General features: G+C 68.2%; 24 protein-coding genes. 8 read left to right on the plus strand and 16 right to left on the minus strand.

Annotated features, from left to right (window positions below; translation table 11 throughout):
- Positions 1–7 precede the first annotated feature (7 nt).
- The 15 genes from ABZ453_RS16785 to ABZ453_RS16855 all read right to left on the minus strand — a co-directional run bounded on the left by ABZ453_RS16785 (position 8) and on the right by ABZ453_RS16855 (position 10,874).
- The gene (locus ABZ453_RS16785; protein ID WP_359015823.1) at positions 8–451 is read right to left on the minus strand and encodes a pilus assembly protein TadG-related protein; all 444 of its coding nucleotides are present in this window, start codon (positions 449–451) and stop codon (positions 8–10) included.
- A 14-nt stretch (positions 452–465) separates the two neighbouring features.
- Positions 466–918: a TadE/TadG family type IV pilus assembly protein gene (locus ABZ453_RS16790; RefSeq protein WP_359015708.1), complete on the minus strand. Its 453-nt coding sequence runs from the start codon at positions 916–918 to the stop codon at positions 466–468.
- Entirely contained in the window at positions 918–1,370 is a 453-nt protein-coding gene (locus ABZ453_RS16795; RefSeq protein ID WP_133043399.1) for a TadE family protein, read from the minus strand. Before ABZ453_RS16795 ends, ABZ453_RS16790 begins: the two co-directional genes overlap by 1 nt.
- A 23-nt stretch (positions 1,371–1,393) precedes the next feature.
- Entirely contained in the window at positions 1,394–1,645 is a 252-nt protein-coding gene (locus ABZ453_RS16800; protein WP_133043400.1) for a hypothetical protein, read from the minus strand.
- Between the two features lie 62 nt (positions 1,646–1,707).
- Positions 1,708–2,631 carry a type II secretion system F family protein gene (locus ABZ453_RS16805; RefSeq protein WP_359015709.1) on the minus strand — a complete coding sequence of 308 codons (924 nt, stop codon included), beginning with the start codon at positions 2,629–2,631 and terminating at the stop codon, positions 1,708–1,710.
- A complete protein-coding gene (locus tag ABZ453_RS16810) occupies positions 2,628–3,590 on the minus strand; it encodes a type II secretion system F family protein (protein ID WP_359015710.1) in 963 nt (320 codons plus the stop codon). The genes ABZ453_RS16805 and ABZ453_RS16810 overlap by 4 nt, the downstream gene beginning before the upstream one ends.
- Before the next feature lie 5 nt (positions 3,591–3,595).
- Positions 3,596–4,903, minus strand: a complete 1,308-nt coding sequence (locus ABZ453_RS16815) for an ATPase, T2SS/T4P/T4SS family (RefSeq protein WP_133043402.1) — start codon at positions 4,901–4,903, stop codon at positions 3,596–3,598.
- Positions 4,900–5,748 (minus strand): hypothetical protein, encoded by an 849-nt coding sequence (locus ABZ453_RS16820; RefSeq protein WP_133043403.1) that lies wholly within the window; start codon positions 5,746–5,748, stop codon positions 4,900–4,902. Before ABZ453_RS16820 ends, ABZ453_RS16815 begins: the two co-directional genes overlap by 4 nt.
- A 17-nt stretch (positions 5,749–5,765) precedes the next feature.
- Positions 5,766–6,497 carry a hypothetical protein gene (locus ABZ453_RS16825; RefSeq protein ID WP_359015711.1) on the minus strand — a complete coding sequence of 244 codons (732 nt, stop codon included), beginning with the start codon at positions 6,495–6,497 and terminating at the stop codon, positions 5,766–5,768.
- Positions 6,498–6,886: 389 nt separating this feature from the next.
- On the minus strand, positions 6,887–7,468 hold the full coding sequence (locus ABZ453_RS16830; protein ID WP_359015712.1) for a hypothetical protein: 582 nt from the start codon (positions 7,466–7,468) through the stop codon (positions 6,887–6,889).
- Entirely contained in the window at positions 7,468–8,085 is a 618-nt protein-coding gene (locus ABZ453_RS16835; RefSeq protein ID WP_359015713.1) for a hypothetical protein, read from the minus strand. The genes ABZ453_RS16830 and ABZ453_RS16835 overlap by 1 nt, the downstream gene beginning before the upstream one ends.
- A gap of 56 nt (positions 8,086–8,141) precedes the next feature.
- A complete protein-coding gene (locus ABZ453_RS16840) occupies positions 8,142–8,309 on the minus strand; it encodes a hypothetical protein (RefSeq protein ID WP_359015714.1) in 168 nt (55 codons plus the stop codon).
- Positions 8,306–9,097, minus strand: coding sequence for a hypothetical protein (locus ABZ453_RS16845; protein WP_359015715.1), 792 nt, complete (start codon positions 9,095–9,097; stop codon positions 8,306–8,308). Before ABZ453_RS16845 ends, ABZ453_RS16840 begins: the two co-directional genes overlap by 4 nt.
- Before the next feature lie 47 nt (positions 9,098–9,144).
- Positions 9,145–10,545, minus strand: a complete 1,401-nt coding sequence (locus ABZ453_RS16850; protein WP_359015716.1) for a putative T7SS-secreted protein — start codon at positions 10,543–10,545, stop codon at positions 9,145–9,147.
- Complete coding sequence (locus tag ABZ453_RS16855) at positions 10,542–10,874, minus strand: type VII secretion target (protein WP_359015717.1); 333 nt, start codon at positions 10,872–10,874, stop codon at positions 10,542–10,544. Before ABZ453_RS16855 ends, ABZ453_RS16850 begins: the two co-directional genes overlap by 4 nt.
- 170 nt (positions 10,875–11,044) lie before the next feature.
- On the opposite strand from ABZ453_RS16855, the gene ABZ453_RS16860 reads away from it, so the two are divergent.
- Complete coding sequence (locus ABZ453_RS16860) at positions 11,045–11,785, plus strand: VOC family protein (RefSeq protein ID WP_359015718.1); 741 nt, start codon at positions 11,045–11,047, stop codon at positions 11,783–11,785.
- Positions 11,786–11,815: 30 nt separating this feature from the next.
- On the opposite strand, the gene ABZ453_RS16865 is transcribed toward ABZ453_RS16860, so the two are convergent.
- Positions 11,816–12,106 carry a winged helix-turn-helix domain-containing protein gene (locus ABZ453_RS16865; protein WP_359015719.1) on the minus strand — a complete coding sequence of 97 codons (291 nt, stop codon included), beginning with the start codon at positions 12,104–12,106 and terminating at the stop codon, positions 11,816–11,818.
- Positions 12,107–12,263: 157 nt separating this feature from the next.
- Here ABZ453_RS16865 and ABZ453_RS16870 point away from each other — a divergent pair, with 157 nt between their 5' ends.
- The 7 genes from ABZ453_RS16870 to ABZ453_RS16900 all read left to right on the plus strand — a co-directional run bounded on the left by ABZ453_RS16870 (position 12,264) and on the right by ABZ453_RS16900 (position 17,113).
- The gene (locus tag ABZ453_RS16870; RefSeq protein WP_359015720.1) at positions 12,264–12,566 is read left to right on the plus strand and encodes a hypothetical protein; all 303 of its coding nucleotides are present in this window, start codon (positions 12,264–12,266) and stop codon (positions 12,564–12,566) included.
- Positions 12,563–12,904, plus strand: a complete 342-nt coding sequence (locus ABZ453_RS16875; protein WP_359015721.1) for a hypothetical protein — start codon at positions 12,563–12,565, stop codon at positions 12,902–12,904. The genes ABZ453_RS16870 and ABZ453_RS16875 overlap by 4 nt, the downstream gene beginning before the upstream one ends.
- Before the next feature lie 145 nt (positions 12,905–13,049).
- Positions 13,050–13,568 (plus strand): hypothetical protein, encoded by a 519-nt coding sequence (locus tag ABZ453_RS16880; protein WP_359015722.1) that lies wholly within the window; start codon positions 13,050–13,052, stop codon positions 13,566–13,568.
- Between the two features lie 284 nt (positions 13,569–13,852).
- Complete coding sequence (locus ABZ453_RS16885) at positions 13,853–14,512, plus strand: hypothetical protein (RefSeq protein ID WP_359015723.1); 660 nt, start codon at positions 13,853–13,855, stop codon at positions 14,510–14,512.
- Between the two features lie 71 nt (positions 14,513–14,583).
- Positions 14,584–15,543, plus strand: a complete 960-nt coding sequence (locus ABZ453_RS16890; RefSeq protein WP_359015724.1) for a hypothetical protein — start codon at positions 14,584–14,586, stop codon at positions 15,541–15,543.
- Between the two features lie 60 nt (positions 15,544–15,603).
- A complete protein-coding gene (locus tag ABZ453_RS16895) occupies positions 15,604–15,906 on the plus strand; it encodes a hypothetical protein (RefSeq protein WP_359015725.1) in 303 nt (100 codons plus the stop codon).
- 1 nt (position 15,907) lies between these two features.
- Positions 15,908–17,113 carry an enoyl-CoA hydratase/isomerase family protein gene (locus ABZ453_RS16900; protein WP_359015726.1) on the plus strand — a complete coding sequence of 402 codons (1,206 nt, stop codon included), beginning with the start codon at positions 15,908–15,910 and terminating at the stop codon, positions 17,111–17,113.
- Positions 17,114–17,122: the final 9 nt, after the last annotated feature.

Consider the following 17,122-nt stretch of genomic DNA (forward strand, 5'->3'; position numbering starts at 1 on the left):
CCGCGCCTCAGCCGACCTCGTTCTGCGCCACCGCCTGGCCGTGGACGACCACGTCACCGCCGTAGAACATCCCCGTGAAGACCGGCGTGTACGTCAACTGCACCTCGACCTGGACCTGTTCGGCGTCGGCCGCCACGCAGTGGGTCGCGGCGATGTCCGCGCCGGACATGTCCATCTGCCGGGCGAAGATCTTCACCCGGGCGTCGCAGTCCTGGTAGTTGATCGGCGCGGGGCCGCCCGCGTTGTCGTAGAGGGCCTCCCGGTCGATGTCCTGGGCGGCGTAACGGGCCGCCTGTTCCGCTATGTCGGCGGCCCGTTCGCGCTTGGAGATCGACAGGCCGCCGTCGATCACGAAGGCGGACAGGGACAGGAAGACGATCGCGAAGATGATGACCGCGCCGGCGCCCGAACCGCGGTCGTCGAGCCGCGCCCGGCGCGCGGACCACCACATGCGCACGGCATTCCTCACGCCGTCCTCCGGAAGGGATCCAGGGGCGAACTGAAGCTGGAGGTAAGCGTCGTGGGGACGTCGAGGCCGAGCATCGCCAGGCCCCGGACCTGGCAGCTGACCTCGACCGTGAAGATGGTGTCCGGCTCGAAGCCCTGGCTGGTCTGTACGACGGAGACCGGGCCGGAGCAGACGTCCGAGAGGTCCGCCTCCGCCGCCTTCCGCGCCTCGGCCATCGCGGTGCCGTGGTCTTTCTGGATCGAGCCCGCGCGGGCGGCGTCCCGGGCCGCCCCGTCCAACGCGCCACGGCCGTCGACGAGTTGACCGAAGGCCACCAGCACCAGGATGAACAGGATCATCACCGGGGCGAGGATCACCACCTCGATGGTGGACAGTCCCCGGTCGTCGCCCCTGCTGTCATCGCTCCTGCTGACATCGCCCCTGCTGTCATCACCCCTCTGGGCGTCCATCAGTTCCCCCCGTTGTCCTGCACGAACCGCTCCACCGGTCCTTCCGACTGCGCGTGCACGGTCAGGTTCAGCCCGGGGAAGACCGTAGGGATCCGTGCCGTGATCTCCACGCCCACCGTGTTCTGATCCGGCTGCACCATCTTCACGTCCGGCGACAGCACGAGCTGCGGACCCAGTTGGCGGATGTAGCTGTCCACCACGTCCCCTGCCTCGCCCCGCCAGCCGCCCGGCTCGTCATGCGCCGTGGCCCGGGCCTTGCGGGCACCGGCCTGGGCCGCCGCCTGCGCCACGTGGTCGGCGAAGAAGTACAGCGCGAACTGCACGGTCGCGAAGATCATGAAGAAGAGGACCGGCGTGAGCAGCACGAACTCGATCGCGGTCATGCCGGAGTCGCCGCGGGCGGAGGCGGCCTCCACCCGTCGGCGTACCCAGCGACGTACGCGCACCGACAACCCCGTTGGTCTCGTACGGGCGTTCAGCAGGTCTTGCCCGCGTCGGCGCCCTTGATGCAGTTGCCGACCTTGTTGGCGCCGTCGCTCAGCGCCGCGTTGATGATGGCGGCCACCACGCCGACGATCGCCACGACGACCGCGGAGATGATGACCCACTCGACCGCGGAGGCACCGCGGTCCAGTTCGCCGGAGCGGGCGCGCTGCACCCGTCCCTGCAGGAAGGTGACCAGGAAGTCCACGGCCGGGATGCCGGTGGTGAAGTTCCTTGTGTTCATGATGAGTTGTTCCTCTCAGAAGCGGTTCGGCGGCTGGATGGCGTCGGTGGTGCCGGCCCTTGTCATTGCACCTGGAACACCCGCATGGCCGCGGGGAAGATCAGGAACACCAGGAAGCCGGCGCACAGCAGCAGCTGGGCCACGAGCATCGACTGGGACTTCTCGCCCGCGCTGCCCTCGATCTCGGCGAGTTCGCGGTGCCGCATGGTCTCGGCCCGGGAGGCGAGGGACTCACGGACCTTGGCACCGTCGTCGGCGACCAGGGCGAGCGAGGCGGAGAGGTCCTTGAGCTCCTCCACGCCCAGTTCCTCACCGAGCGCGCCCAGCGCCTGCCACTGGCTGACACCGGTGATACGGGCGTCGGCGAGGGCGTTGCGGATGCGCTGGTTGGCCCAGCCGTCGGAGATCTCGGCCGCCGCCATCAGCGCCTCGGGCAGACCGCGGCCACCGGCGAGGCTCATCGACACCAGGTCCAGATAGGCGCCGATCACCCGCCGCAGATCGCGCCGCTTCTCGGCCGCGTCCCGCCGTACCTCCAGGTCGGGCAGGAAGAAGAACACCGCCCCGAACATCAGCGCCAGCCAGACCGGGATGATCGGGCTGTGGCCGAAGCCCATCGTCCACACGACGGCGAACAGGAACGGGCCGAAGAACAGACCCGCCACCGCCAGCAGCACCTTGGTCGCCAGGATCTTCTCCCAGCTGCGCTCCAGGACCGCGAGGTCCGCCCGCAGCGAGCGCTGCTCCCAGCCCTGCTGCAGATAGAACTCGGCCACCCGCTCGCCGACTTCGGCCCGCAGCGAGCCGAGGCGGCCCTGGTCGCGTGCGGTGCGCGCCGACTCGTACGCCGCCCCGCGCGCCCGCATCGCGTCGATGCGGGCGACCTGCGAGACCGCGCTGCGCTTGGAGGGCATCAGGGCGCGCACGAGGACGTAGACGCCGAGGCCGAGGACCGCGCCGACGACGACCGGCATGGTGAGGTTCACCGTCGTACCCCTTCTTCCGGCTGGGCGGGCATCCGCGGCCGGACGAACTGCACCCCGGACTCGTCGCGGACCAGGAAGCGTTCGGGCGTCTCGATGGTCGACAGCTTGCGCAGCCACCAGAAACCGAGCGCGAACAGACCGCACACGCAGGCGAGGACGAGCTGGCCGACCGCCGTGCCGTACGGCGCCACGAACTCGCGGTTGAAGATGGACAGTCCGAGCACGAAGGCGACCGAGACGGCGACGACGATCTGCACCGAGCGACGGGTGGAGGCCCGTTGGGCCATCACGCGCTGGCGCATGTCCACTTCCTCACGCGCCGACTTCGCGAGTGCGCCCAGGACCTGCCGCAGACCGGGGCCGCGGAGGCGGGCGTTGAGGATGAGGGCCGCGACGATGATGTCGGCGGACGCGTCGTTGATCTCGTCGGCGAGCTGCTGGAGCGCGTCGGGCAGCGGGGTGCGGGAGCGGAGCCGGTCGACGAGCGCGTCCAGGTGCGGACGCAGGACCGGGGCCGCGGCGCGCGCCGACGCGGGGATGGCCTGCTCCAGGCCCACGGCGCCGGCGATCGTGTCGCGCAGCGACTCCGTCCAGGAGGCGAGGGCCTCCACGCGCCGCATGGCGGCCCGTTCCTCGGCGGCGCCGCCGAACAACCGGTCCCAGAAGAACACCAGGACACCGGCGGCGATCCCGGCGACCGCCCAGCGGGTCAGCAGCAGCACGACCAGGCCGATGATGGCGGCCAGTGAACCGCGCTGACCGGCGAACCGGATCAGCTCGCTCGCCCGCTCGGCCGCCTTCTGCTTCTCGTGGTCGGGCTTCACGGGCAGTCCGCGTACGGCGACCATGAACAGCGCGAGGCCGCCGCCGACGGCGACACCGGACCCGATGGAGTACAGGACGGTGGTGGAGAAGAGCCCGCCCATGGAGCCGAGCGACCCGAGTGCCACTGAAGTCATCGTGTTCACCCCCACGTTCCGGTGGGCCGGTAGCCGTGCTGCATCAGGTCCTCCAGGCACGAGATCGGCGCGTGCGGCACGATCCGGCCGTCCGGCGCCTCGGCGAACACCTCGCTGGACAGCACCCGGCCGTCCACGCCGTTGACCTCGCGAACGGAGGTGACCATGCGCTGGAGGCGGCCGCCCGTCTGGTAGTTGTTGCGCCGCTGGATGAACACGACGAAGTTCACCGCGCCCGCGATCAGCATCTGGCTGGCCTCGATGGGCAGTCGCTCGGACGCCTGGAGCGCGTAGGTGGAGATACGGTTGAAGACCTCGCTGGAGCTGTTGGCGTGGATCGTGGACAGCGAGCCGTCGTTGCCCTGCGACATCGCGTTCAGCATGGTCACGATCTCGTCGCCGAGGACCTCACCGACGATGACGCGGGAGGGGTTCATACGCAGCGACCGGCGCACCAGCTCCGCCATGCTGATGGCGCCCTGTCCCTCGGAGTTGGGCAGCCGCTCCTCGAACGCCACGACGTTCGGGTGGAGTTCGGGGAAGGTGTCGAGCCCGAGTTCCAGAGCACGCTCGACGGTGATCAGACGCTCGTGCGGCGGGATCTCGTTGGCCAGGGCCCGCAGCAGAGTCGTCTTACCGGCGTTCGTCGCACCCGCGATCATGATGTTCTTGCGGGCCCGGACGGCGCAGGCGAGGAAGTGCGCGACCTCGGGCGCCAGCGTGCCGTTGCCGACCAGGTCGGAGATGAAGACCTTGCCCATACGGGCGCGACGGATGGACAGCGCCGGCCGCCGGGCCACGTCCATCACGGCCGACAGACGCGAACCGTCCGGAAGGCGCAGGTCGAGCTGGGGGTTGGCGGAGTCGAAGGGCCGGGACGACAGGCCCGAGTAGGCGCCGAGCACCTGGATCAGCTCGATGAGCTCCTCGTCCGTCTCGGCGACGGGCTCCCCCTTCACCTCCCGCCCGTCCGCGAAACCGACGAAGACCTGGTCGCACCCGTTGATGTCGATGTTCTCGACCTCGGGGTTGTCCAGCAGCGGCTGCAGCCGGCCGACGCCGAACAGCGCCGCGTGCACGGCGGCGGCGTACTGCTCCTCGGTCTCGGCGTCGAGGGGGGTGCGCCCGGCGTTGATCTCGGTGCGGGCGTACTCCTCCAGGATCTGGGCTATGACCGCGCGCGCGTACTGCCGCTCGTCCTCGGTGGACATCGGAGTGACGTTGTTCGCCTGGTCGAGCCGGCGCTGCTCGGCGATCCGGTCACCGGCGTCCTGCCGGAACCGCTTGACCAACTGGTGGTCGACAGCGGTCATGCCCCGGCCCCCGCATGGCCGCTGACCTGGCCATGGGTCGGTACGGACCAGGCGGCGCCGTACTGCTGGTAGAGGTCCGCGGTGACCTTGCGGGCCGAGCGGATGAGCAGGGACTTCTCCAGCCGGCCGCGCTTGCGGCCGGCCAACTGGTCGGCTCCAGCGGGGTCGTCGGCGATGGTGCCGACCACGCGGGCGCCGGTCTGCGCGTGCACCAGCATGTCGTTGACCTGGCCCGCGATCTTGCCGGCGCTGTTGGTGTCGGCGATCAGGATCACGCCGATCAGCGGGGTGGCGAGGCTCGCGGCGCCACGGGGGCCGCCGTGCAGCTTGTTGGCGAGCGCGAGGGCGCGGTCGCGGACGCGGGCGATCGCCTCCGGCTCGGTCCGGCTGATCAGCAGGACCAGGGCGGCGTGCGGGAACAGGTCGACGGCGGGGGTGTCGCCGCTGATGCGGCCGCAGTCGGCGATGACGTCGGCGGGCGCGTTCGGGGAGTCGGCGAGGCTCGCGAAGGCGTGCCCGAGGGTGGGCCACAGACCGGTGAGACCGGCGGCCTGCTCGGCGATCCCGAGCCCGACGAGCACTTCGAGTCCACCGCTCAACGGCTGCACGTGGTCCCAGAGTTGGTCGGGTACGAGACCTCTCCGGGCCGTCGCGGCTATCGACAGCATGCCGGTGTTGGGGTTGAGCGGCCCGCCGTGCGCGGCGGCACTGCGGTACACCAGGTCACCGCCCGCCGGATCGGTCTCGGCGAGCAGCACGCGACGCGGCCAGACCGCGGCGAGCGCGACGGCCGCGGTGGTGACGCCGGGGGAACCCTTGTCGGCGGCGAGGGCGATGAGGGCCATGGGTTGGGTGCCGCCTCTTAGTTGCCGGGAATGAGAACGACGGCGACCGACCCGTCGGACGCGGCCTGCGTGAGGGCGGCGGCGTCGGAGGCGTCGACGGTCAGGGTGACGGGCAGGCTGGTGCTGCTGATGACGTCGCCGCTGCCGTTGTCCTTGACGTCGGCCACGACGGCCCGCTCGACCAGCAAGGAGTTGCCGCCGCCGGACGAGCTGTTCGACGAGGAGGAGCTGGAGGAGTTGCCGCTGGAGGAGGAGTTGCTTCCCACGCGGTACACGGCGACGTTGTCCCCGGCCTTCAGGCCGGTCGGGTACTGGCCCTCCTTGAGGGAGACGCCGACGGTCGCCTTGCCCTGCGGCAGGGAGTTCTTCGTCGCGAACATCGGGCCGACGAGAACCGTGCCCTTGTAGAGGGTGGACTTGGCCTGGAGCTTCTTGAGGAGCTCACGCTGCGACCACGGCACGAACTCGGCGCCCGAGTCCTTGTTCACCATCACAGAGGTGATCTTGGCGTCGGTGATGGAGTCGCCTGCCTGGAGGTCGCCGGTCAGCTCGATGACCTCGATCCGGTCCCCGGCCTGCAGCACCAGCGTCGTGGCACCGAGCGCACCCAGCAGGATCAACAGCACCGCCAGCGCGGCCAGCGCGGGTTTGCGCTCGCGAGGAGGAGTGGGAAGCCGGTCGCCGACCGACGGTTGAGCCGGAACCGCGGAACGTCCCGCGCCCGCCCCCGTACGCTCTTGGATCTTCACGCAACAGCTCCCCGTACACCCAAGAAATTGCCTACCAATATGGACACTTCACACTTCCCGACCACTGACCCCGGGTTGCGACCGGCGGGCTGTCCAGCACAGAAGTGAGTGTCAAGCCATGGCACCGTATCAGCCGCACATAAGCCCCTCAAGGCGCGTCCTGACTCCTGGACCGCACCTCCCACACCGTTATCCACCCGCAACTCGGAGTGCGTACTTCCCAGTTGTGCGCGGCCTCGGAACCCTCCGCCACCTGTGCGTCAGTGAATCCGGCATCGCCCCGACATCCCACCCGTACCGGGACGTTCATCACGCTCCACCCATGAGGCCTGCACGATTCGCTCACGAAGCCTTTGAGCCACCGTGTCGTGATCTTTGCCCGGTCGGGTTCACCCGATCGTGACGGTCCTGGCCAAGTCGTCGGTCAGCGCGCACAGTTCGTCGGTCCGGGCCATCGCCCGCCACGACGTCAGCAGCACCAGCCCCCAGCCCTCGTCCGGCACGATCCCGTACGCGCAGGTCTCCAGGATGGTCCCCGTGCCGTCCCGGTCGGCGTCCTGGACGTACGCGTGCCGCACGCGGACGGACGGGCCGGCCGGGAGGTCGTGGTACTCCGCCTCGGGTGGGCGGAAGGAGATCGCCGTGATGGTGGTGAGGTAGCGGGCCAGGAGGTCGACGGTCATCGTCGGGTACGTGTCGTCGGCGAGCAGCGCCGAGAGCTCGATGCGGGCCAACTCGCCCCGGTGGGGCTCCGGGACGTACGACAGCGCGGCGACGGGACCCCGGGTGCGGGCGTCGGCGGCGGCCTCGTGGAGTTCCTCGGCCAGGGCCGGCACCAGCCGCTCGTCGTCCGTCCGCTCCCGGGCCGCCTCCACCGCCCATGCGGCGAGGTCGACCGGTTCCCGCACCGGCAGGCGGACCGCGTCGTCCGGTGCCTTCAGACGCACGGTCGACGAGGAGAAGGCGGGCATCAGGCCATCCATTGCAGGGTGCGGGCGATGGAGTCGAAGAGGCCGACCAGCGCGTCGGCGAGCGGCTCCATGGGGGTGGAGAAGGACAGCAGCAGCCGCTGATCGGCGTGCGGGACGGCGAGGTAGACGTCCAGGTGCGTGACGGTGAGCTTGTTGCCGTCCGCGTCGTCGGAGGCGGGGCGGCGGCGGTACAGGTGTCGTACGGCGGGACCGGCGGGGAGGTCGGTCATGGTGACGTCCTCACCCCGGGCGCCGAGGGAGAGCGCGATGTCGGACAGCTCGCCGGCGGCCGTACCGGGCGGGGGTTTCAGCTGCGTGACGACGAGTCCGGCGGACACCGGTACCTGGCCGAGGAGTTGGTTGACGACGTACATCTCCAGCCCGCCGTTGGCGTGCGCCGCCCCCGCCTGAGCCCGCATCCGCTCCGCGAGCGCCGCCTTCAGCTGCGGCGTCGCCTTCGTGCGGCGCAGGCTCCGGTTGACGAGCTTGTCGATGCGGTGGGGCCAGCGGTCGGGGTCGAGGACGACACGCTCCCAGCCTTCGGGGACGGCGAGGCGATAGTCGGAGGGGGGTGGGGGGACGGGGGCGGGGTCGGTGGCGGTGGTCGCCGTGGACATGGACGGACTCGTTTCCCTCGGCTCGTGCGGGCTGTTCGGGTTGTTCGGCTCCTCGGTCATGCCGCCGTACCGATCACTCGGCCGCGTCTGGCGCCCCGCGCCTCGTTGACGCCGCTCAGGATCGCCGCGGTCACCGGGACCAGGACCAGCACCGCCGCGGCGCCCAGACAGAGGTAGTCCCAGAAGCCGAAGCGGAGAGCCGATCTGTCTCCGAACTCGCTCACGCCACCGCCCTCCGCGCGCGGTTGCCGTCGCGTCGTCCTGCGGTGACAGCGATCAACGGGGTCAGGACCAGAAGTACGGCGGCACCCAGGCAGATGTACCCCTCGACGATGCCGCCGAGGTCCGACCTCGTGCCGAGAGAGGGGTCGTAGTGGCCCGACGGGTCGACGACGGCCGTGGTCCTCTGCCCCACTCGGTCGGCGCATCCGGCCTTGTTGTCGATCACCTCGTGGACCGAACCGTCCTGCAGCCGCACTCTGCAGTATGTCTCGCGGGTGCCATGCGTCCACTGGTGGGTGGGTGAGGCGAGGGTGACCGTCTGTTCCTCGCCATGCAACTGGAGATACCAGGCGTTTGCCGAATGCGAACCGGCGAAGATCAGGACGAAATAGGTGGCCGCCGTGAGAAACCGTGCGGCAGGAGCCCCACGGGAGTCGGGGGTCTTGAAGGCCAGCCAGATCACCAGCAGCCCGAGCCCGATGCCCACGAAGGCCGACGACGTACCGATGAACAGACTGAGGAGCAGGCTGACGAGAGCCGAGGCGAAGGTCGCCAGCACCAGACGTCCCCAGGGCCATATCGCCGGCCTCTTGCCCTCTCCTGGCCCTGACGGCCGAGGGCTGGTGGAGACGTCGGCGAGAATCCGACGCACCTTACGCAGGCCGCCCGGAGCAGCGGCCATCCGGAGCAGTTCGGGCAGCCCCAAGCCGACCTCGGCCATCGCCTGCTGACGCTTCTCCGGAAGTTCCGCGAACAACTCCTCGACGGACCGGTCATCCTCGCTGGTCACGTGATCCCTGTTTTCTCGATGTCGGGTTACGGAGCAACCGACCGACGTCATCCATCGGTATTCCAATGCCAGTTGTAGAACGGTGTCCCGCCGGCGCCGATCACCGGAAGCTCTTTCGCTCCCTTCAGGAAATTCGGCCCTGTGACCCATGGCTCGCCGGAGTGCGTGTGCGCCAGGTTGCCCCAGCCTGCAAGGAGCGGCGCTCCCTGACTGCCGTAGTAGAGGATCTTGGCCTGCCTCGCCATGCTCTTGAACGAGGAGTCCGCGATGTCCGCCAGCCTCGGGGCGCCGTCGGCGAGCATCTTGTCCAGGTCGGTCGGCTTCCCCGCCTCGCGGATGTCGTTGGCGTACGCCTTGAAGTTGAAGGACTCCTTGACCACGGACCGCATCCTTGGCAGAACGCTGTTCGGCCCCTTCGCGAGGGCTTCGCTGATCTTTCCCGCCCTCAGTCCTGACACCTCCTCGGCCACCTCGGCGGCCATTTCCCTGCCGACTCCGATCTCGCGCAGATCCAGGAGTTTCTGCAGCGCGGACGTCCCCCTCGCGGCGACGGCCGCCTCCTTGGCCGTCGTCCCCAGGATCCGCCCGGCGCCGAAGGACAGCACACCGACCGCGTCGATGGCGACGTCCAGCCAGGTGCCCTTGCCGTCCAGCGCCGAGACGGTGTCGCAGACCAGGGCGACGACCGATGCGATGAGCGCCAGCGCGCCGAGCACCTCGCCGAGAATCGGTACCCAACTGAGGACGAGGGCCAGCACCCCGAGCGCGGCGGCGGCCACCCCCGCCCAGTGCCCGACCTCCGCGACCCAGTCCTTCCAGTTGTCCCACCAGTGATGCGCGGGATCCTTCAGTCCGTCGTGGTCGAGGGCGTCCCGGATGGCCTTCGCCGCGTACCCGGCCTGGGTGTCCCGGTATTCGAGCGCGCGTCGCAGATCCCTCTTCGCGGCCTCCAACTCCCCGTCCGCGGCGTCCTTCTGCCGCTTCAGCTTCTGTTTGTCGGGGTGCTCGTCCGGCCCGGGATGCTGGTCGATCTGCTTCTGGTACCGGCTGCCGTCCGCGTCGGCGGCCTGCGCCTTCTTCAGGGCCGTACGCACCAGGTTCTGCGCGTGGTTGAGGGCGGTGGCCCAGTTCTCGCGGACGGTGTCGGCAATCGGCTCGTACGGCACGGTCGACCCGAGGGCGGAAGCGGCGGCGGCATACCGCTGATGCGTCTTGGTGAGCAGCCCGACGGTGTCACGGGTCTTGTCCTGGAACGCCCGCCCGGCGTCGGAGTCCCAACCGTTGCCATCCACAAGGTTGTTCAGCTTTCCGGCCTGCTCCTCGATGAGCTTGGCGGTGTCGGCGATGCGCTTGCCGAGCCGGGCGACCTCGTACGGGTCGCCGGGCGTGAACTCCTTTTCGTCATACCGCGCCGTCTGCCAGTCGACACCGGAGAAGTCGTAGCTCACTTGCCCTTGCCACCGTCCCCCGGCTGGGCTTTGAGCAGCGCGTCCGCCAGATGCTGATCGACACCGTCGTACGCCTTCGCCGCCGCGCCCGCCGTCTTGCCGAGGAACTCCAGCCCGTCACAGAGCTCCTTGCGCTTCTTCTTCCAGTCGTCGGCGAAGTCGTCCAGCGCGGAGGCAACGTCTCCCGACCCGATCTCGGCGCCGTAACTGTCGACAAGGTCCCTGGCCTGCTCGAAGTTGGCCTTGAGCCGAGCCACCGACCTGCTGATCTCCTTCAGCTCCGATGTGGACACCTTGACGTGATCCGCCACTACGACCCCCGTACGCATACGTCACATCCGCCCCTCAGGCATGGGCGGCCAGGGTTACTGTCCTTCGACGTCTTTTCGGTCAGCAACCAAAGGACTGCAAAGGGAGCGTCCGGAACGGGTTGCCCGGACCGGACCCTCCGCGGGCTGCGCAGTCACCTGACCTCATAGGACCTCATAGGATCGTCGGCATGGCACTGCGCCCCGTGATGGTCAACATCAAGGCCCTTGATCACTCGACGGTCGGCCGGTTCTGGGCGGATGCGCTCGGCTGGAGCGCGTACAGCTCCGGCGCGACGACGTACGTCGGACCCTCCGGCGGTCTCGTCTGGCCGGACCCGGTAGTTCTCGGCATCGACGTCGTTCCCGTCCCGGAAGCGAAGACACCGACGAAGAACCGCATGCACCTCGATCTCGCCACCACTTCCGATGCCCATCAGGCGGAGTTGGTCAGGCGTGTGAAGGCGCTCGGTGCGACGCCGGTCGACGTGGGGCAGGGCAAGGTGCCGTGGACGGTCCTCGCCGATCCCGAGGGCAACGAGTTCTGCGTCCTGGAGCCGCGGGAGGTCTACCGGGACACCGGGCCGATCGCCGCGGTGGTGGTCGACTGCGCGAATCCGCGGGCGATGGCCCGGTTCTGGGACGAGGCGACGACCTGGACCCTGCACGAAGTGACGGACGACCATGCAGTGTTGCGCTCTGCGAAAGGTGTCGGTCCGTATGCGGAATTCCTCCGCACCCCCGACGCGAAGACCGTGCCGGACCGCGTCCACCTCGACCTGCTGCCGTATCCCGGTGACGACAAGACGGCGGAGGTGAGCCGACTACGGGCTCTCGGCGCGACCGACCTCGACCTGGGCCAGGGTGACGTCCCTTGGAGTTGCCTGACGGACCCGGAGGGGCACGAGTTCTGCGTGCTTGCGTTGCCTTGAGGCCAGGGCCACCGTAAGGACTTCGCCGGGTTACTCCTGATCGTCATCCGCGGGAGCATCGCCATCGGGCGGGTATGCGACGAAGGTGCCTTTCGACGGAAGCGTGACGACAAGTCCACGCTCACGCAGTTCCCGTGTGGCCCGCCGCGCCGTCAAATGCGCAACACCGTACTCCGCAGCCAGGTCCCGCTCCCCGGGCAGACGCGCTCCCGGCCGTAGCTCGCCCGACCTGATACGCGCCGCGATGTGATCGGCGACCTGCATATACACGTAAGCGATCTGGTTCGGATCGATGGGTGACCCGCTCGCCTGCTCTGCCATATCGAACAACGTACGACACCACTGATCTGCATAGTTCGATGGAGCACACCTAACCGCTATACGTCACCCAGTACCACCCTGTACCGTGCTTCAAAGGACCCCGGCGACGGAGGGAAGCCGTCCCGGGGCATGGCCAACGCCGATATGGAGCGTCGACATGCTGGACCTTATCGCCCGCGCCCTCACCTGGGTGCTGACCCTGTGCACCCCGAACCCCCGAGGCCGCCACCGCCTCGGCGCCCGTCCTCCCCTCCGCATCGCCGCCACTCCACCCCCTCCCCCCTTCACCGAACTCCTCGACGGAACGGCCTCCCGCCTCGTACGCCCGTACGTCCTCGACCCCGTCGAACACCGCCGCCAACGCGACCGCCGCCGAGCCGCACGTCTGGCCACGCTCGGCATCGACGTAGGCCCGAAGCACATCCACGGCGTACGCGTGCCGGTGGGAGCCACCCGATGACCCGCCCCGCCATGCGCATGTGCGCCCGTTGCGAACGCACCACGGACGAACCGGTCCTGGTCCACGAGGTCCACGCCCCAACCGGCCCCGGCTTCAACGTCTACGCCTGCCAGGACTGCGCCACCCACTACCCACCCCGGCAGGACGTCCTGGACCTCTTGGACTCCACCCACCGCCGCTCTCGCCTGACGCTCCGCATCTACACGGTCGACGCGGGCGGCACCGTCACGGCTGACAGCGGCAAGCTGGAGATCGTGGCCGGCGGTCGCACGGAGCCGCTGCCGCGTACGTCGGCGTATCCTCCGTGTGCGTGCCCGAGATGCAGGAAGCCGCGATAGCGAACCGAAATCCCCCGGCATCAACCGAGCTCGGACGCGAGACTCGAACGCGTCCGGGCTCGCGGCCAGTTGGAGGACGATCAGGCTAGGCCCCCGCCGGACGCTGGAGAGCGTGGGCCCCACAGCATCGCCATCGAGGCGACGAGTGAGCAGGGGTTCAATTTCACCGCCGGCTCAGCCGCCCGCCGGTGACTGGGCATCGGTCGAGACCACCCTGCACCGCGAACTCCCGGCCGACTACAGGGCCCTTGTCGACGCCTATGGTTCCGGGGCCTTCTGCGGCTACATCGAACTCCTGGTCCCCGCCGACGTGCGGAAGGCCTACGACATCGTCGCGTACAACGACGGCCGCAGCGACTTCGCGGCGGAGATCTGGGAGGAGGAGGACGAGCAGCCGGAGGAATTCAGCGACGATCTCGGCTACGAACTGATCGCCTGGGCGAAGACCATCGACGGCGACACCCTCAACTGGCTGGCCCACCCCGACCAGAAGCCGGCTTCCTGGCGCACCCTCCTTGTCTCCCGGGACATCGCCGAGGCCTGGGAACACTACGACGCCCCCGCCACAGCGGTCCTCCTGGGCCTCCTCACCGGCGACATCGACTCGGACATCGTCGTACCCGACCGGGGGACGGGACGTTCGAGGCTTATGTGTAGCTCGTAGGGCCAGTGACTCGTGAGCCGGCGTACCCACCGTCCTGGCGCCCGAGACGCGGGGACAACGTGATAGCAAGCGGAAACCCTGCAGCAGTGGCGAGTGTTCGACACGAACGCCCTGTGACGCAGGTGCCCATGGGGACGCGGCCGGGACACAACCTCCGCACCCAACACCCCCAGTACGTCCACACTTGTCCAAGTCCGCAGGGAAGTTCGCTCTGGCGAAACCAGGAACCCCACCGATAGCGTTTGTGCCCTTGACGAACTTCAGTCTCACGGGGAGCCCACCAGATGAAGCGCCGCACTTTGCCCGCTGCCGCCGCGCTCACCGCAGCCGCAGCCTTGCTGCTGACGGCTTGCGGGGGCGGGGGCGGGGGCGACAAGGCCAGCAAGAACGACAAAATCGCGGGCGCCGACACAGGCAGTTCCGCGTCGGCATCGCCGAGCGCTACGACGACGGCCTCCGCCGATCGTCCGACGATCGAAATGCCAGCTGGCGACACGCTCATGTTCGCTCCTGAGGAGGTCGGCGATCCGGTCAAAGACGCGATCCTCAAAGACAATGCAGACTTCGTCCGCGCGCTGGACGCAGCCATCGGAGCCCAGAATCCCAGGCTCCCCGCTCTCGAGTACTACACGGAGGGCGAAGGCGCTGCGGCGGCTCAGCAGTGGGTCAAGTCATTTGTGGACGGTGGGCTGACGGTCACCGGAACCGTCCGCTACTTCGATCGGCAGGTCTCCGTCGAATCCAAGAACAAGGCATCGCTCACGTACTGCGGAGATGAGAGTAAGGGCTACAACAAGGTCATCAAGACCGGCGAGGTCAAAAAGACCAAGGTGACCAAGAACAGCTACGTTTCCTATGGCGTGCAGGTTGAGAAGAACGCCAAGGGGGTCTGGGAGCTGATGAAGATCGTTTCTGCCCGGGGAGCCGACAGGTGCCAGCCGTGACCCGCGTCCGACGCGTAATAACTGCGGTAGCTCTCGCCTCATCGGTGTGCCTGCTGTTGGCGCCTGCAGCCATGGCGGACCGCCCAGGGGGCGGTGGCTCGATCGGGGGCGGCTCGGACACCAGCACTTCGGGAGACGCGTCCGACAACGGAACTCTCTCATCCAAAGTCGGCGTCATCGTCTTTGACCGTTCCAAGAACGGCACCGGCAGCTCCGTAGGCCCCGTAACCGCCACCACCCCCTGGACCCCGCCGGCCTGCTGGTACGCCCCGAAGTACACGCCCGCGGCACTCAAGGCCTATCTGGAGCCGATCTGGGAGGCCGGTTCGACGGGCGACCAATGGGACTCCCAACAACGCGACAGGTACGTCAACGGCCACCCGTACAAGGACTTCAACCAGGACAAGGACGGCAAGGGCTACTGGTGGGACTCGTACGTCAACGAGAGCTTCCCGCCCGGTTGGGACAAGTGCACCGAGCCCATCTTCTGGGTGGACAAGGGCGATCCTCCCCCGGCCAACATCGAGAACGCCGTAACGCCGAAGATCCTGGCCGAACTCGCCTACAACGAGATCCGCGTCCCCAGCACCAAGGTGACCCTCGCCCCGGCCAACGCCACCAAGGTCAACCTGCCGACCTGGGCCTGGCTCGACGGGGCTCAGTTCAAGCCGGTCTCCGTCACCGCCTCGATCCCCGTACTCGGCATCTCCGCAACGACCACCGCTGAACCGGTCTCCCTGAAGATCGACCCGGGCACGACAGACGCGGAGACCTACCCGGCATCCGGCATCTGCCAGATCAACGGTGGCCGCATCGGTGAGCCCTACGCCAAGGGCAAGGCAAACCAGACCCCGCCCTGCGGCGTGAAGTACCTGCGTTCCTCGGGGAACGGCACCTACCCACTCAAGGCCACCATCACCTGGAAGATCCACTGGACCGGCTCAGACGGCACCGGCGACGACCTGCCCGATGGCACCTTCGGCGCCACCCAGAACGTCACCGTCCAGGAGATCCAAGCCGTCAACCGCTGACGAACCCATGGACGGCCCGCAGCCACGGGCCGTCCATCGTCATGAGAAACCGAGTGCGCCATGAGTGACCTCCGTCTCGAAGACACCGTCTTCCAGGACCTGAAGAAGACCTTCTCCTCCATAAGCGACCGCATGGAGACCACCCGCCGCACCCTCAAGAACACCGACGCCTCGGCGGTCGGCGAGGGCAAACTCGTCGACGACGTCCACGACTTCGCCGACGACTGGGCCTACGGCATCAAGCAGCTCGGCAAACACACCCAGGGCGCCGTGAAAATGATCAACAAGATCGGGGAGAGCTTTGGCAAGCTCGACCTGGACCTGGCCGAGTCCCTGAAAGCCCCGCAGAAGAAGGACAAGTGACGTGGCAGGACAGCGGCCTGCATTCCCTCACATAGGCTGGGATCCCACGCCAGGAAGCGTGGAGGACACCCGGGATCTCGCCAAGCAGTTGGGCAAGCTGGCGGGTGAACTCGGCACGGCGCTGGGTGAGCTGGAGCGCATCGAATGCGGCGCCTGGAAGGGCAAGACGGCGATCGCCTTCACCGAGTACATAGGCAAAGACGTCACCCCTCTCATACGCCAGAGCCACGAATCCTTCGACAAGGCCTCCCGCGCCCTGCACCGCTGGGCCAACGAACTCCAGGACTTCCAAGACCGAGCGGACAGACTGGAGAAGTCCGCAGGCGAGAAACTCGACGCACAGTCGAAAGCCGAGGCCAAAGCCGACGGCAAGGGCAGCGACGATCTGGCCAAAGCCTCCAGCGCCGTGGACGGCGTCATCCAGAAGGTCCACGAACTGGAGGACGAGTACCGGCAGGCAGCCCGGCAGATAAGCAAGGAACTCGACAAGGCCGGTGCCATCGCACCCGACGAACCGGGGTTCTGGGACAAGCTGGGAAGCGGGATCGCGGATGCGTGGGACGCCACCGGCGACTGGATCAAGGACCACGCCGACGTGTTCAAGGCGATCGGCGATCTACTGAGTCTGGCGAGCGGTGTCCTCGGCCTCTTGGCCATCATTACCGCACCGTTCGAACCGATAGGTGCGATCTTCGCAGCGGCGGCGATGATCGCAAGTGGGGCGGCGCTTCTGACACATCTCGTCGCGAAGGCAGCCGGTGCAGACGTCAGTTGGACCGATATCGGTTTCGATGCACTCGGCATCCTGCCGGGAGTCAAGGGTCTCACCGGCAGCGCCGAACTCGTGAAGGGCGCCAGCGCAGTGGCACGTGCCGCTGAACTGGGCGAGGGGTACCGGGGTGTAACCAGCGTCGGCAAGACATTCCTGCTCTTCGGGCCCTTGAAGGCGGCTCCTGTGGTGAAGCTCGGCGAAGGCGGCAGCCGGTTGACCCTCGCGGTCGAGAGCGGTTTGCAGAACATCCGCAAGGGACAGTGGCTCGGCACCCAGGGGATCAACCTCGCGACCAAGCTGCCCTTCGTCAAGAGCGCCGAATTGGTGGCCCCCATGGGTAAGGCGGGCCGCACCATCGATGCCACGATCAAGGGCGGCCTCGATGTGTTCAAGGGCTACAACATAGCGAAGAACGACTTCGGCTTCGGGAGTTGAGCAAACCGG

Source organism: Streptomyces sp. NPDC005799 (genome assembly GCF_040630525.1).
GTDB classification, from domain to species: domain Bacteria; phylum Actinomycetota; class Actinomycetes; order Streptomycetales; family Streptomycetaceae; genus Streptomyces; species Streptomyces griseorubiginosus_B.

What these genes read in the sequence shown, in the direction of transcription:
- ABZ453_RS16800 (WP_133043400.1), bottom strand. Translation starts at nt 1,645, where the DNA reads ATGAACACAAGGAACTTCACCACCGGCATCCCGGCCGTGGACTTCCTG.
- ABZ453_RS16785 (WP_359015823.1), bottom strand. Translation starts at nt 451, where the DNA reads ATGTGGTGGTCCGCGCGCCGGGCGCGGCTCGACGACCGCGGTTCGGGC.
- ABZ453_RS16860 (WP_359015718.1), top strand. Translation starts at nt 11,045, where the DNA reads ATGGCACTGCGCCCCGTGATGGTCAACATCAAGGCCCTTGATCACTCG.
- ABZ453_RS16890 (WP_359015724.1), top strand. Translation starts at nt 14,584, where the DNA reads ATGGCGGACCGCCCAGGGGGCGGTGGCTCGATCGGGGGCGGCTCGGAC.
- ABZ453_RS16820 (WP_133043403.1), bottom strand. Translation starts at nt 5,748, where the DNA reads ATGGCCCTCATCGCCCTCGCCGCCGACAAGGGTTCCCCCGGCGTCACC.
- ABZ453_RS16855 (WP_359015717.1), bottom strand. Translation starts at nt 10,874, where the DNA reads ATGCGTACGGGGGTCGTAGTGGCGGATCACGTCAAGGTGTCCACATCG.
- ABZ453_RS16790 (WP_359015708.1), bottom strand. Translation starts at nt 918, where the DNA reads ATGGACGCCCAGAGGGGTGATGACAGCAGGGGCGATGTCAGCAGGAGC.
- ABZ453_RS16830 (WP_359015712.1), bottom strand. Translation starts at nt 7,468, where the DNA reads ATGCCCGCCTTCTCCTCGTCGACCGTGCGTCTGAAGGCACCGGACGAC.
- ABZ453_RS16895 (WP_359015725.1), top strand. Translation starts at nt 15,604, where the DNA reads ATGAGTGACCTCCGTCTCGAAGACACCGTCTTCCAGGACCTGAAGAAG.
- ABZ453_RS16815 (WP_133043402.1), bottom strand. Translation starts at nt 4,903, where the DNA reads ATGACCGCTGTCGACCACCAGTTGGTCAAGCGGTTCCGGCAGGACGCC.
- ABZ453_RS16865 (WP_359015719.1), bottom strand. Translation starts at nt 12,106, where the DNA reads ATGGCAGAGCAGGCGAGCGGGTCACCCATCGATCCGAACCAGATCGCT.
- ABZ453_RS16835 (WP_359015713.1), bottom strand. Translation starts at nt 8,085, where the DNA reads ATGTCCACGGCGACCACCGCCACCGACCCCGCCCCCGTCCCCCCACCC.
- ABZ453_RS16810 (WP_359015710.1), bottom strand. Translation starts at nt 3,590, where the DNA reads ATGACTTCAGTGGCACTCGGGTCGCTCGGCTCCATGGGCGGGCTCTTC.
- ABZ453_RS16875 (WP_359015721.1), top strand. Translation starts at nt 12,563, where the DNA reads ATGACCCGCCCCGCCATGCGCATGTGCGCCCGTTGCGAACGCACCACG.
- ABZ453_RS16870 (WP_359015720.1), top strand. Translation starts at nt 12,264, where the DNA reads ATGCTGGACCTTATCGCCCGCGCCCTCACCTGGGTGCTGACCCTGTGC.
- ABZ453_RS16885 (WP_359015723.1), top strand. Translation starts at nt 13,853, where the DNA reads ATGAAGCGCCGCACTTTGCCCGCTGCCGCCGCGCTCACCGCAGCCGCA.